Below are 14,855 nucleotides of genomic sequence, written 5' to 3' on the forward strand. Positions count from 1 at the left end.
GCACAGGCCCTCAGGGGGTGCGGAACACCTTGCGCGGCAGGTCGCCGTCCGTGTCGAGGATGCGCACGATCTCCTCGGACGGTGCGACGGTCGCGCAGTAGCCGTCCAGCCAGTCCAGGGCGCGCACCTTGTCGTGCTCGCGGGCCGAGACCACGCAGTCGCTGGGAACCCAGACGTTGTAGCCACGGAAGAAGGCGTCGGCGGCCGTGGTCTGCACACAGATCTGCCCCTGCATGCCGGTCACGATGACGGTCTCGACGCCGAGCGCCTGCAGCCGGTCGTGCAGGTCGGTCTCGTAGAACCCGCTGTCCTTGTTCTTCTCGACGAGGATGTCGGTCTCGTCCAGGAAGACGGGCAGGATCTCGGCGCCCTGGGTGCCCTTCTGCGCGGGCAGCCGGCCGCCCTCGTAGCGCTCGGCGACCGGGTCGTCGGGCCTGTTGATCAGCTGCAGGTGGACCACGTGGTGACCGCGCTCGCGCATGTCCTTGAGGAAGGCCGAGAAGCTGGGCGTGGCCTCCGTCACGGCGTCGATGCGCTCCTGGTTCTTGTTGACCAGGTCGTACTGGAGGTCATTGGTGAGGACCGCGACCTTGCTCATGAACAACTCCTCGGGTCGGTGTCAGGTCTCGAACATCCCGCCGCCGGCGGCGTCCGGGACAGTCGGGCAAAGCCCTTACACGGCTCGGTCAGGCGCTTCTCGCCTGGTCCGCGGGGGCCACGGTGGCGGATTCGGCCAGCGCCGACGGGGTGCGCAGCCGGTACACGTCGCGCACGTCGATGCGGATGCCCGCGTCGCGCAGCAGGTGCACGATGCGCAGCGCGCGCAGCGAGTTGCCGCCCAGGTCGAAGAAGTCGGTGTCGGGTGCCACCGGTTCCCCGAACGTGACGCGCCAGGCCGCGAGCACGGCGCCCAGCGGGCCCTGCCCGAACTCGTCCTCCACGGCCGCGGGTTCACCCCCACCGGCCAGGGCACGCGGCTCGGGCAGCGACGCCACGTCCACCTTGCCGTTGACGGTGAGCGGCAGCTGGGCGAGCGAGGTGACGGTGGCGGGCACCATGTACTCGGGCAGCAGCCGGGCCGCGTGCCGGCGCACGTCGAGCGGCTGCGCCCCGTCCAGCACGACGTACGCGTCGAGGGTGGCGTCCTCGTCCGCGGGCCGCGTCAGCACGACCGCGGCGGCGCGCACCGCCGGGTGGGCCAGCAGCACCGAGCGGATCTCGTCGAGTTCGATGCGGTGGCCGCGCACCTTGATCTGGCTGTCGAGGCGCCCCAGGTGTTCCAGCCGGCCGTCGGGCAGCAGCCGCCCCTTGTCGCCGCTGAGGTAGAGGCGGCCGTCGCCGTCCGGGTCGTCGACGAACCGCTCGGCGGTCAGTTCCGGGCGTCCCAGGTACTCCAGGGCGGGGCCGTCCCCGCCGACGGCTATCTCGCCCGCGCAGCCGGGCGGCAGCAGCCTGCCGTGCGCGTCGAGGACGCGCACGCTCCAGCCGGGCAGCGGGCGGCCCACCGACTGCGAGGCGGCGAGTGCGTCGGCGCGGGTGACGGTGCAGGCCGTCACATGCACCGTGGTCTCGGTGATGCCGAACATGTTGACCATCCGGCAGGAGGACTCGGGGTGCGTGTCGAACCACGGCAGCAGGGCGCGGGTGTCGAGTGTCTCCCCGCCGAAGACGACGATCCGCAGGGTGAGAGGCGCGGGGTCCGCGACCTCCAGGCGCAGCAGCCGGGAGAAGGCCGACGGGGTCTGGTTGAGCACCGTCACCCGTTCCTGCAGCAGCAGGGCGCGGAAGTCCTCGGGGGAGCGGCAGGTCCAGTACGGCACGACGACCAGGCGCCCGCCGGTGCCCAGGCAGCCCCAGATCTCCCAGACGGAGAAGTCGAACGCCGCCGAGTGGAACCACGTCCACACGTCCTTCGGGCCGAGGCGGAAGTCCTCGGCGGTGGCGTCGAGGAGGCGGCCCACGTTCCGGTGCGGCACCACGACGCCCTTGGGACGGCCGGTGGAGCCCGAGGTGTAGATGACGTACGCCGGATCGTCCGGCCCCACCGCCGGTGCGTGCGCCGACTCCCGCTGTACGGAGGCGAGTTCGCGCAGCCGGGACAGCGTCACGGTGCAGCGGCCGGCGAAGGCGTCGCCCTGCTCGCCGTGGTCCTCGACCACCACCAGGGACATACCTGCGTCCTGCGCGGTGTAGTCGAGGCGGTCGGCCGGATAGGTGGGGTCCAGCGGCACGTAGGCGGCGCCCGCCGTCATCACCGCGAGCAGCACCGCCACGAGCCGCGCCGAACGGTCCAGGCACACCCCGACCCGGTCGCCCGGGCGCACGCCGAGTTCGTGGAGCGCGGCCGCGAACCGGTCGGCGGTGTCGACGAGTTCGCGGTACGTCCAGGTGGCGGACTCCTGCGGGTCGGTGAGGGCGATGTCGTCCGGGGCCTGCTCGGCGCGCGCCCGGACCAGCTGGTCGATGCGGCGCGGCCCGCTGTCCGTGCCGCGCGGGGTACGGCCGAGGGCCAGCAGGCGCGCCCGCTCGGCCGGGTCGTGCAACGTGATCGCGGCCAGCGGAAGGTCCTGGTCCCCGGTCAGCAGCTGTCGTGCCACCGTGGTCAGCCGGTGCCGCAGGTCCGCGGCCCGCCCGTCCGGCGGCGTTCCGGGCGGGGTCCAGCAGTGCACCTGCACGGTGCCGTCCGCCTCCTGCGCGGTCACCCGCACGGTGACCGGGTGGCGGGCGTCCAGCGCGGGCACGCGCAGCAGCGCGGGCACCGCCCGCGGCCGCAGGTCCACGTCGAGGGCGAGCCGCGGCCCGGTGCCGCCGGCCGTGGCGAGGGGCCGTGCCAGTTGCCCTTGCACCCACGTCCGGTAGGCGGCCACCGGCTGGTCCTCGTCCAGCGCGTCCGTGCCCAGTGACACCCGGTGCACCCCGTCGGCGGTGTGCACGGCGACGTCCAGGACCGGCTCGTCCTCGTGCGTGCGGGCGGCCACGAGGAGCAGTGCGCCGGCCAGGTCCGCCGCCGTCTCTCCGCCCCCGTCGAGCCCGGGAACCGCCACGGCCCGGCACCGGGGCCACGACGCGGCGCGGTCCTCGGCCTCGGGCGCCCGAGCCGCGGGGAAACCGGTGTCCGACCGGGCCGCCGTGCTGCCGAGTGCGGCCAGCGCGGCGCGGTCCAGCGTGTCGGGGCCGTCGTCGCCCGGCCCTGTGACGGCCACCAACTCCCGTACCCCGTCGGTGTATTCGAGCAGGGTGAGCCGTACGGCCGGGCCGCTGTGGCGGCCGTACAGTTCGCGCTCGCGACGGCGCAGGGCGGCCGGGCTGCCGGAGGCCGCCGGCACCGACTCGGTCCACAGGCGCGGCCGGCCGGGGCCGGACCACGGGTCGGCCGCCAGCGCGGCGCGGCAGTCCTCGGCCGTGTACCGGGGCGCGACCGGGTACACGGCGGCGTGCCGGGCGGTGACCGAGCTGGGGTTGGGCGACACGTGCGTCTCCTGACCGGTCCGGGTCAACGGGCGCTGTAGCCGGCGTCGACGGTGATCACGCCGCCGGTGGCGTGGCGGGACTCGTCGGAGGCCAGCCACAGGGCGGCCCCCGCCACGTCGTCCGCCTCCACCAGGGCGTTCATGGGCATCTGGGTGATGAACTCGGCCTCGTGGTCGGCGGGCGCGATCTCCATGCTGCGGCCGATCTCGACCAGCATCCGGCCCTCCCACTCCTCGCTGTCGCGGACGGAGCCGGGGCACACCGCGTTCACCCGCACCCGGTACGGCGCGTAGTCGAGCGCGGCGGCCTTCGTCAGACCGACCAGTCCGTGCTTGGAGGCCACATAGCCCGCGAAGTTGCGGTATCCGACGAGGCCCGCGGTGGAGGCGACGTTGACGACGGAGCCGGAGCGCTGCGCCACCATCACGGCACCCACGGCCTTGAGCATCCGCCAGGCGCCGTTCAGGTTGACGTCGATCATCACCGCCCACTCGTCCTCGGTGACCTCGTGCACGATCCGCCCCGAAGGGCCCGCGATCCCCGCGTTGTTGACCAGCACGTCCAGCGAGCCGAAGCGCTCGACGGCATCGGCCGCCACGCGTGCGCAGGCGGCCGGATCGCGCACATCGGCCTTGACGGTGAGCACCGCGGCTCCCCGCTCGCGGCACAGCTCGGCCGTGTGGTCGAGCTGGCTGGGGGTGGCCGCGGGGTAGGGGACACCGGGAAGGTCACCGGCGATGTCGACGAGGACCAGGTCGGCGCCCTGTGCGGCGAACGCGGCGGCGCAGGCCCGCCCGATGCCCCGCCCGGCGCCGGTGACGACCGCCGTCCTGCCCCCGAGCCGTCCGCTCACGACGCCCCGGCGGTCGACAGCCGCCCTGCGATCAGGTCGAGCAGCGCGGGCCACTCCTCCACCAGGTACATGTGCGCGCCCGTCAGCTCCGCGACGGTCAGCGGGGCGGTGGTGACCCGCTGCCACTCGGTGAGGTCGGCGGCCGACACCAGGTCGTCGGAGTCGCCGCGCACCGCGAGGACCGGCACGTCCAGGGGCTCGTGCGCGCGGTACACATAGCCCTCGTGCATCGCCACGTCGGTGCGCAGCGGGGGCAGCACCAGATCGCGCAGCTCCGGCTCGTCGAGGGCCGGGTGGCGGTACCCGGCGATCGCCTGGACGCCGGCGATGAACTCCTCGTCGCCCAGGCCGGTGATGCGTCCGGGCCGCTGCGTGCCCGGCCATGTCGCACCGGAGGCCACCAGGGTCAGCCCGTCCCGCTCGGCGGCGAGGACCCGGACCGTCTCGTACGCGAGCAGCGCGCCGAAACTGTGGCCGAAGAAGGCGACCTCGTCGAACCCTGCGGTGGCGGACCGCAGCTCGGGCAGGATCGTGTCCATCAGGGCGCCCAGCTCGGTGCACTCCGGCTCGGAGTACCGCTTCTCCCGTCCGGGCAGTTCCACCGGGATCACCGTCAGCCCTTCGCGCTGCCCGAGCCACGAGTGGAAGAAGCCCGCGCCCGCGCCGCCGGGCGGGAAGCACACAACCGCCGCATTCAACATGTCTCTCCAAAGTCCTTGGGTCCGCTGGGTGGTGGGGATCGGATGCCGTCGGCTCAGGCGCCCGCCTGCTCCCCGTCGGCGGTCATCCGCTGCAGAACGGTCCAGGCGACCGCCTCGACGGTGAATTCGCCGTACAGGTCACGCGTCGTCAGTTCCACGCCGAACTCGTCGCGCAGCCGGGCCGCGAGCCGCACCGCGGTCAGGGACTGGCCGCCGAGGTCGAAGAAGTCGTCGTGCACGCCGACGCGTTCCTTGCCGAGCAGCGCGGACCAGACGGCGGCGACCTCCTCCTCCAGCGGGGTGCGCGGCGCGACGTACGCGGGCGCGGGCCCGTACGTCGCGCCGGTGTCCGCGGCGCCGGCCCGCACCGTGGGGATCTCCCCGTCCGGGACGGCGGTCGCGAGCAGGTGGTCCAGGGGTTCCCCGGGCCGCGCGCAGACCGCCTCCAGGACCGCGACGAAGTGGCGTGCCAGGCGTTCGGCGGTCGCGGCGTCGTACAGCGCGGTGCGGTACTCCAGGGCCGCCGCGCAGCCGCCGTCCGCCTCGGGACGCACCTCGAGCACCAGATCCGACTTGGCGGTCGACGTGTCGGCGGGGATCAGCTCGAAGTCGAGGCCGGCGCTGCGCCAGTGACTCGGCCGGGCGCTCTGCAGCACCAGCATCACCTGCGAGCGCAGGCCCTCGGCGCCGGGCCCGCCGTGCCGGCGCAGCAGCTCGACGGCCTGCTCGATGGGCAGCTCCTGATGGTCGAACGCGTCCAGGGTGGCGGCGCGGGCCTCGCCGACCAGGGAGGTGAAGCCCAAGGCGCCGGACACCCGGGTGCGCAGCAGCAGGGGATTGACGAAGTAGCCGATCAGCCCCTCCAGTTCGGGGCGGGTGCGACCGGACACGGGGGAGACGACCGTGATGTCGTCCTGCCCGCAGTAGCGCGCGAGCAGCGCGTCGAGACCGGCGAGCAGCACCATGAACAAGGTGGCCCGCTCGGCGCGGGCCAGCTCCTCCAGGCGCGCGGTGAGATCGGCGGGCAGCGTGAAGTGGTGCACGGCGCCGTGCCCCGCGTCATCCGCGCAGGGCAGCCGGTCGGCGGGCAGGGCGAGCGGTGCGGCGTCCGCCAGGGCCCGCGACCAGTGCCCGGTCAGCCGCTGAAGGGCGGAGCCGGCGAGCGCGTCGCGCTGCCACGCCGCGAAGTCCGCGTACTGGATGGGCAGTTCCTCCCACAGCGGATCCACCTGGGCCAGTTCGGCGGCGTAGGCGTGGGACAGCTCCTGCAGCAGGATCGCCGAGGACGTCCCGTCGGTCACGATGTGGTGCAGCGCCAAAAGCGCGATGTGGTGCTCCGGTTCGAGCCGGAGCAGCTCCAGCCGCAGCAACGGCCCCCGACGCAGATCGAACGGCGCGAACAGCACATCGTCGGCGTACGCGTCGAAACGGTCCGGCCCGGTCTCGTGCACGGGAACCGTCAGCGGGCGAACCGGCCCGATCACCTGCACCGGGTCCGCACCGTCCAGAGCGAAGACCGTGCGCAGCACCTCGTGCCGCGCCACCACCGCGTTCAGCGCCCGCTCCAGGGCAGCCACGTCCAGCGGACCGCGCAGCCGGATTGCCGCGGTGATGTTGTACGCGGCGCGCTCGGGGTCCACCTGGTGCTGCAGCCACAGGCTCTGCTGGGCGAATGAGGTCACCACTGTCAGCGAATCGTCGGCCGTCAACGTCCACCCTCCCTGTCCGACTGCCAGGGCAGCCCTTCTCGGATGGTGGGCCCCTCCGGCCGTCGGGGGCAGTCAGGCAATGTCCTGACTGCCGCACGGGCGCGGGGGCCTGTTGCATCCAAGGACGGCTCGCGGGGCCTTACCCAGAAGACGCATGCCGATGCGATCCGACCGTGCCGCAGCGGCACCGGGCCGTCCACCGAAAGGGGACCGGACGCCGTGTCCGAGATCACCATGGCCGCCTCTCAGGCAGTGACCGCCGCCGTCGACGGCCTGTCCGGGTGGGGAGGCCATCTGCTGACCGCGCCCGAGGTGCGCCGGATGACCGGCACCGGTTCCGAGGACTGGGCGCGCTTCGCCCGCCACTGGGACGACCTCACCCTCGACACGTTCATGAAGGACGGGGGCACCTACCGGTACCGGCGCTACGGGCACTTCCACCTCGACACCGGGAACGGCCGGCTGACCGCGCAGCCGCACGCCCCCTACTACCAGGACAGCGCCGTCAACCCGCTCAACGGCGGGGTGCGGCGCCACTTCGACCCGCTCACCGATGCGTTCCTGGCGGACCCGCTGACGTTCGCCGTCGTGCGCCGCCTCGGCGAGGTGTTCTCCCGCGTCGAAGGGGTGCGGCACTGGGACGTCAAGCTGCACCCGTTCCGCATCGTGACCAGCTCCGACCAGGTCGGCAGGCCCGCCCCGCAGGGCCGCCACCGCGACGGTTCGACATACGTCACCTCGCTCCTGGTCGCCCGCACCAACCTCACGGGCGGCGAGAGCTCCCTGTACGACGACGACGGCACCCGGCTGTTCGCCGCGACCCTCGCCGAACCCGGCGACCAGCTGCTGGTGGACGACCGGCGGCTGCTGCACGACGTGACTCCGCTGACCCCCCTCGACCCGGACCGCCCCAGCCACCGCGACGTACTGATCGTCGACTTCGCCCCCGCTCCGGCCGACGTGGAGGAACAGCGATGACCGAGACCCTCTCCCCGGAGCCCTCCGGCCTGCAGCGCGCCGTGGCCGGCCTCAGCCCCGAGCGGCGCGCCCTGCTCGCCCGCCGCCTCGCCCAGGGCCGGACCGCCGCACACGTCCCCGTCACCGCTCTGCCGCGCACCGGGGGAACCCAGCGTTTCGTGGCCGCCCCGGGCCAGCAGCAGCTCTACTACCAGTACGAACTCGACCCGACCGCGGTGAACTACCTGCTGCCGATCGCGGTCCGGCTGCGCGGCGACCTGGACGCGCAGGCGCTTCAGCGGGCGCTCGCCGCGGTCGTCGCCCGGCACGAGGCGCTGCGCACCGGCTTCGAACTCGACCCGGAACGCGGCGTGGTACAGGTCGTCCGCGCCCCTGACGAGGTGGACGTCACCCTCGGCACCGGACGGGCCCGCGCCGACGAGGTGCCCGCGCTCCTCGGCCGGATCGCCCGTCCTTCCTTCGACCTGTCCGCCGCGCCGCTGCTGCGCGCCACGCTGTGGCGGCTGACCGACGATCCCGAGGCCCCCGACGGGCGCTCCTGGCTGCTGACCCTGTGCGTCCACCACATCGTCGTGGACGGCTGGTCGCTCGGAGTCCTCGTCGACGAACTCACCGAGTGCTACGCGGCGCAGGTCGCCTCCCGCCCCGCCGACCTGCCCGAACTGGCGGTCAATTTCCCCGAGTTCGCCGCCGCCCAGCACGCCTGGCCGGCCGACGACAAGGCCGCCCGGAAGCTCGCCCACTGGCGCGAGCGGCTCGACGGGGTGGCTCCCCTGGAGCTCGCGGGCGACCGGCCCCGCCCGGCCAGGCCGACCTTCCAGGGCGCCGCCGTCCGCATCGACCTGGACGCCCACCTGGTCGAGCGGGCGGCCCGGTTCGGCCGCACCGAGAAGGCCACCCCGTTCATGGTGCTGCTCGCCGCGTACGCCGTGGTGCTGCACCGCTGGTCGGCCGCGCGGGACCTGGTCATCGGCACCGCCGTGGCCGGCCGCGACCGGCCCGAGTGGGAGCCGCTCATCGGCTTCTTCGTCAACACCCTCCCGTTGCGTGTGCCCGTCGACGGCGCCGCCTCCTTCCGGGAACTGCTGCGCACCGCCCGCGACAGCAGCCTGGACGCCTTCGCCCACCAGGAAGTGCCCTTCCCGCAGATCGTGCGCGCGGCGGGAGGCGAACGCAGCAGCGGCCGCTCGGCCCTGGTGCGCGCCCTGTTCGCACTGCGCAACGTCCCTTTGAGCCGGCTGAAGCTGCCCGGCGTCCACACCGAGACGCTCAACCTGCCCAAGACCGGGTCCGACATCGACCTGTCCCTGGAGTTCTCGCCGGACGAGCAGGGCGGCGGCCTGACCGGCTGGCTGTCGTACTCCTTCGACCTGTTCGACACGGAGACCGCCGAACGCATCGCCCGCGCCGTCCGTCAGGTCCTGGCCGCCGCGCTCGCCGCCGACGGCGACGTCGCCGTGCGCGACCTTCCGGTCATGACCGAGGAGGAGCACACCCGGCTCGCCCTGCACTGGTCGGGCCGCGGTGTGCCCGCTGTCGGCGACGGCGGTCTCCTCGACGCCTTCCACGCCCACGCGGCGGCCACACCCGAGGCCACGGCCGTCGTCGCCGACGCCCCGCACCCCGCCACCGCGCAGCACCTCACGTACCGCGAACTGGACGAGCGGGCCAACCGGGTGGCGCACCTGCTGCGTGCCCGCTCCGTCGGCCCCGAGGACCGGGTGGCCGTCCTGCTGCCGCGCGGCCTCGACCTGATCGTTTCCGTTCTCGCCGTCCTCAAGGCCGGCGCCGTCCTTTTGCCGTTGGAGAGCGAGCATCCCGCCGGGCGCCTGGCCGGGATCGTCACCGACGCCGTGCCCCGCCTCGCCCTCACGGACACCTCCCTCGCGGCCCGGCTGCCCGAGGGCACCGAGGTGCTCGCCGTCGAGGACCTCCCGGCCCTCACCGCGGACCTGCCCACGCACCGGCCCGACGTGCGCGAACTGCCCGCCGCCGGCGCCTACGTGCTCTACACCTCGGGCTCCACGGGCGCCCCCAAGGGAGTGCTCGTCAGCCGCGCAGGACTTGCCAACCGGCTCGCCGGCATGTGCGCGGACCTCGGCCTCGACGAGGACGAGCGCGTCCTGCACAAGACTCCGCTGAGCGCCGACACCTCGATGTGGGAGCTCCTGGTCGCGCTCTGCTCGGGGGGCCGCGTGGTGCTGGCCGAACCGGGCCGGGGCACCGACGCCGACTACCTGTACTCCGTGCTCACCCGGCACTCCGTCACCACCTGCTTCTTCGTGCCCTCGGCGCTGCGCCCCGTCCTCGCCCTCGGCGGTCTGTCCCGCGCGGCGACCGCCCTGAAGCTGGTGATCAGCGCGGGCGAGGAACTCCCCGCCGACCTCGCCGACGAACTCCTCGCCCAGGCACCGCACATCCGCCTGGTCAACTCCTACGGGCCGACCGAGACCACCATCAACATCGCCGAGCACACCGTCACCGCGCCCGCCGAGGCTCCCGTGCCCATCGGACGGCCCGTGCCGGGCAGTGAGCTCTACGTCCTGGACGGCGCCGGCCGGCTGCAGCCCGTCGGCGTTCCCGGTGAACTCCACGCGGGCGGCGTACAGGTGGCGCGCGGCTATCTGAACCGCCCCGGCCAGACCGCGGACGTCTACGTCCCCCACCCCTTCGTCCCCGGCGCCCGCCTCTACCGCACCGGCGACCGGGCCCGCTGGCGCCGCGACGGAACGCTGGAGTTCCTCGGCCGCACCGACCACCAGGCCAAGATCCGCGGCTACCGGGTCGAACCCGCCGAGGTGGAGAGCGCGTTGCGCGCCCATCCCCGGGTCGGCGACGCGGTGGTCCTCGCCGCCGCGGCGCCCGACGGCGGCACCCGCCTCGTCGGCTATGTCACCGTGCCGCCCGGACCGGACGCGCCGGACACCGCGGCGCTCCGCGCCCACCTGCGCGCCCTGCTGCCCTCGCCGATGGTCCCGGACCTCTTCGTCGTGCTCGACGCCCTCCCCCTCACCCCCTACGGCAAGGTCGACCGCGCCGCGCTGCCAGAACCCGGCCCCGTCGCCGCCCCAAAGCGCCGGGCACCCGCCGACGACCTCCAGCACGTCCTGGCCGGCATCTGGGAGCAGACGCTGGAGATCACCGACGTCTCGGTCGACGACGACTTCTTCGAATGCGGCGGCCACTCGGTGCTCGCCACCATCGTCGTCTCCCGGATCCGTGAGCTGTTCCGGCTCGAACTGCCCCTGCACTTCTTCGTCGAGGCACCCACCCTCGCCACCCTCGCGACGCTGATGCGCGCCGAGGGCGCCGAGGCGGGCATCGACGTGGACCGGGTGGCCGCCCTGGTGCGGCAGGTGCAGTCCATGTCGCACAGCGAGGTCCGGCAGAAGCTGGAGGGCTGACCCGTGGCGCTGCCCAGGTCGCGCTTCGCGTACGGGTACGGGCGGCTGTGGGCGGCCACCACCGCCTCCGGGGTCGGCGACGGCACGCGCACCGTGGCGCTCGCCCTGTACGCGGCCACCCTCACCCACGACCCGTTCGCGGTCGCGCTGGTGACGGTGGCGGGGAAGCTGCCGTGGACCTGTGTGGGCCCGTTCGCCGGCGCCCTGGTCGACCGGCTCGACCGGTGGCGGACCCTGTGGATCTGCGACGTGGCCCGAGCCCTCGTCACCACTTCGCTGGTGCTGCTGATCCTCACCGGCCGGGCGGGCATCACCGTGCTCGCCGCAGTCTCGTTCGTGCTCACCTCGATCACGACGCTCGCCGAGAACCTGTCGCAGGCCGTCGTGTCCGACGTGGTGGGCGACGGCACCCTGGAGTCGGCCAACAGCCGCCTGATGGGGGGCCAGCTGGTGAGCAGCGAGTTCCTGGGGGCCCCGCTGGGCACCGCGCTGTTCGCGCTCGGCCACCCGGTGCCGTTCGCCCTGGACACCCTGTCCTTCGCCGTCTCGGCGGCCTTGGTGTGCAGCGTCCGCCTCCCGGGTGCCCGACCCGCGCCGCCCGGGGCCGGCGGGCTGACCGCGCGCGCCGTGGTGTCCGAGACCGCCGAGGGCATCCGCTGGCTGTGGCGCCACCGGGTGCTGCGCACCGTGTGCGTGCTCGTCGGCGCGCTCAACTTCGCCGTCGTCGCCGTCCTCGGCATCGCCGTCCTGTACGCGCTGAACGTGCTCCACATCAGCCAGCGCGCGTACGGCATGCTCCTGGTCGTCCTCGCGGTGGGCGGCCTCGCCGGGGTGCTGCTCGCCCCTGTGGTCACCCGCGTCCTCGGCCGCGCCCGCACCCTCCAACTGGCCTTCGCCCTCTGCCCGTTGTCGTTCCTGATCGCCGGGACCACCTCGCGCCCGCTGCTCGCCGCGGGTGCCCTGGCCTTCGTCGGGGCCGCCATCTCGCTGGCGACGGTGGTGACGACCTCGCTGCGGCAGGCGCTGGTGCCCGGCGCCCTGTTCGGCCGGGTCAACGGCGGCTACCGGTTCGTCGTCAACGGGGTGTCGCCGTTGGGCGGCCTGGCCGGCGGTGCGATCGCCGGGGTGGCGGGGCTGCGCGCGCCGTTCCTGCTCGCCGCCGCCCTGCTCGCCGCAGCCACCGTGACGGCGCTGCTGCGGCTGTCCCCGGATGCTCTCGACGCGGCTGGGGACGACGGGCGAGGCGCGCACGCCACCGCGCGCGCCCCGCACGCCACGCGCACCGACGAGGCGGCGGCGCACGAGCGGGCCGAAGCAGTGCAGCGGACCCAAGCACCGGAACGGACCTGAGCGTCCCCACGACAAGGAAGCAGCTGACCGATGGCCGATACCCGTACCACCCCCCGGGGCCTCACCGCCCTCCGGGAGCCGCGACCGCCCGCGCCGGGCCCGCCCCGCCCGTCACGGACGGTGCGGGTTCTCGCCCGTCTCCTGGTGCCGGTGCTCGCCCTGGCCGCCGCCCTCGCCGGTGTGCTGTGGACGAGCCTGACACCTGCCCCGGCGCCGAAGTCCGCGCCGGCGGGCTCCTTCTCCGCGGCGCGCGCCTACCCGCACGTCGCCGCCGTGGCGGGCGGCCCGCACGCCACCGGCACCGCGGATCACGACCGGGTACGCGACGAACTGCTGCGCCGGCTGCGACAGGTGGGGCTCGACGCGCGGATCGAGCCGGGCACCAGCAGCGCCACCGGGCACGGCGCGGCCGTGGCCGCCTGGACGCAGAACATCAGCGCCACCCTGCACGGCACCCACCCCAGCGGCCGGCTGCTGATCGTCGCCCACTACGACTCCGAGGAGAACAGCCACGGCGCGTCCGACGACGGCATCGGCTTCGCCACCCTCCTGGAGGTGGCCCGCGCCCTGAAGGCGGGCCCGGCACCCCGCAACGACATCACCTTCCTCATCACCGACGGCGAGGAGCCCGGCCTGCTCGGGTCCCGCGCCTTCGTCGCCCGCGACACGGCACCGGCGGCCTCCACCGTCGTCCTCAACCTGGAGGCCCGCGGCACCTCGGGCCGGACGGTGATGTTCGAGTCGGGCAGCGGGAACGCCGCTCTGGTCCCGGCACTCGGCGACCGGCCTCCGGTGGTCACCTCGCTGTCCGACGAGGTGTACCGGATGCTGCCCAACGACACCGACTTCACCGTGCTGCGCAAGGCCGGCATGACCGGCATGAACTTCGCCGTGATCGGCACCTCCGCGAACTACCACACCCCGCAGGACAACCTCGCCGACTTCAGCCGGCGAAGCCTGCAGGACATGGGCGACACCGTCCTGGCCGCCGCCCGCCGGCTCGGCGGCGCCGACCTGAGCAGCGCCCGGCACGCGGGCCGGGCGACGTACTTCACCGTGGGGCCGGTCCTCGTCCGCTACCCGATGGGCCTGGTGCTGCCCGGCGCGGGCCTGGCCGTCGCCGTCCTGGGCGCCGCCCTTTGGTACGCGGTCCGACGCGGCGCCCTGCGGCCCGCAAGGACCGCGACGAGTGCGGCCGCGCTGCCCCTCGCGCTGCTGGGCACGGCCGGCGCGGTGAGCCTGGTGTGGCCCGTCGCGACCTGGCTGCGGCCGCAGTGGACCGGGTTCGCGCTGGGCAGCCCCTACCGGCCCGGACCGCTGCATCTGGCCGCCGTCCTGCTGACGGCAACCGTCCTGTGGGTGTGCGCGGTGGTGCTGCGCCGCCGGGCGACCGCCCTGGAGGTGAGCGCCGCGGCGACCGCGTGGCTGACCCTGTGCGCGGTGCTGACCGCCGTGTGGCTGCCGGGCGCCTCGTACCTGTTCCTGTGGCCCGCGCTCACCGGGGCGGCGGGCCTCGCGGCCGCGGCCCGCGCCGGCTCCGGCTCGGTGTGGCGCGGCGCGCTCGCGACGGCGCCCCTGGTGCCGTGCGCGGCGCTGCTGGTGCCGGTGGGCGTGCTGCTCTTCGACACCGTGCCCGTCGCCCTCGCCGCGGCCCCGGCGCTCCTGCTCGCCCTCGCGTTCGCCCCCGCCCTGCCCGCCGTGCCCGGCCGCACCCGGCGCCGGTGGGCCGTCGGTGCCACCGCGCTCGGTACGGCCGGCGCCCTGTCCGCGCTCGGCGTGGCGGTGCTGACCGGTGCGCCCACCGCGTCCCGGCCCGCGCAGGTGAGCCTCGTCTACGCCCTGGACGCCGACACCGGCCGGGCCCGTTGGGCCTCCAGCGGTGCGGGCAGCTCCGGCTGGCTGGACCACTACGTCGGCGCCGCCACGGGCTCCCTGGAGGACGTCTTCCCGTCGCTGGACCAGCCGGCCCGCTGGCACACCGGGTCCGCGCCCGCCGCGACCGTCCCCGTCCCCGTGGTGAAGGTCGTTGCCGCCGCACGCACGGGCGACGTCCGCCGCATCACGCTCTCCGTGGCCGCCACCGGCTCGCGGGCGGCCGAGATCGACCTGTACGCGGACGCGGGCGACGCCACCGTGGTGCGGGCCACGGTCGCCGGGCAGCGCATCCCCGGTGGCGTCAACCGGCCTTCCGCACACGGCGGTTGGCGCTGGGGGCTGCTGCTGGCGGCGCCGCCCGCCGGGCCGGGCACCCAGGTGCAGCTGGAGGTCCGCGGCGCGCAGCCGTTGCGGCTGCGTCCACGCCGCCAGGGTACCGGCCCCGACCGGTATCGATACCCCTGCGGTATCGCTGCCCACCCGATCGGTGTTGGCCTGCTCCCGCCGGGCCCGG

General features: G+C 74.5%; 9 protein-coding genes. 4 read left to right on the top strand and 5 right to left on the bottom strand.

The genetic code is table 11. The features are described 5' to 3' along the window. Positions 1–10: 10 nt before the first annotated feature. The 5 genes from ACWCRD_RS40200 to ACWCRD_RS40220 form a co-directional block, all read right to left on the bottom strand. Positions 11–598, bottom strand: coding sequence for a cysteine hydrolase family protein (locus ACWCRD_RS40200; protein WP_450970625.1), 588 nt, complete (start codon positions 596–598; stop codon positions 11–13). An 88-nt stretch (positions 599–686) separates the two neighbouring features. Then, positions 687–3,470 carry a non-ribosomal peptide synthetase gene (locus tag ACWCRD_RS40205; RefSeq protein ID WP_450970626.1) on the bottom strand — a complete coding sequence of 928 codons (2,784 nt, stop codon included), beginning with the start codon at positions 3,468–3,470 and terminating at the stop codon, positions 687–689. Between the two features lie 23 nt (positions 3,471–3,493). Beyond that, positions 3,494–4,324 carry an SDR family oxidoreductase gene (locus ACWCRD_RS40210; protein ID WP_450761982.1) on the bottom strand — a complete coding sequence of 277 codons (831 nt, stop codon included), beginning with the start codon at positions 4,322–4,324 and terminating at the stop codon, positions 3,494–3,496. Further along, complete coding sequence (locus ACWCRD_RS40215; RefSeq protein ID WP_450970627.1) at positions 4,321–5,025, bottom strand: thioesterase II family protein; 705 nt, start codon at positions 5,023–5,025, stop codon at positions 4,321–4,323. The genes ACWCRD_RS40210 and ACWCRD_RS40215 overlap by 4 nt, the downstream gene beginning before the upstream one ends. Positions 5,026–5,078: 53 nt before the next feature. Then, entirely contained in the window at positions 5,079–6,734 is a 1,656-nt protein-coding gene (locus tag ACWCRD_RS40220) for a condensation domain-containing protein (RefSeq protein ID WP_450970628.1), read from the bottom strand. A gap of 219 nt (positions 6,735–6,953) precedes the next feature. Here ACWCRD_RS40220 and ACWCRD_RS40225 point away from each other — a divergent pair, with 219 nt between their 5' ends. From ACWCRD_RS40225 to ACWCRD_RS40240, 4 genes are all read left to right on the top strand, one after another. Next, positions 6,954–7,712, top strand: coding sequence for a 2OG-Fe dioxygenase family protein (locus ACWCRD_RS40225; protein ID WP_450970629.1), 759 nt, complete (start codon positions 6,954–6,956; stop codon positions 7,710–7,712). Next, positions 7,709–11,116, top strand: coding sequence for a non-ribosomal peptide synthetase (locus ACWCRD_RS40230; protein WP_450970630.1), 3,408 nt, complete (start codon positions 7,709–7,711; stop codon positions 11,114–11,116). The genes ACWCRD_RS40225 and ACWCRD_RS40230 overlap by 4 nt, the downstream gene beginning before the upstream one ends. 3 nt (positions 11,117–11,119) lie before the next feature. Next, positions 11,120–12,466 (top strand): MFS transporter, encoded by a 1,347-nt coding sequence (locus ACWCRD_RS40235; protein WP_450970631.1) that lies wholly within the window; start codon positions 11,120–11,122, stop codon positions 12,464–12,466. A gap of 30 nt (positions 12,467–12,496) precedes the next feature. Then, a partial coding sequence (locus tag ACWCRD_RS40240; protein WP_450970632.1) for a M20/M25/M40 family metallo-hydrolase occupies positions 12,497–14,855 on the top strand: 2,359 nt, incomplete at its 3' end.

The organism is Streptomyces sp. NPDC002092, assembly GCF_053593775.1.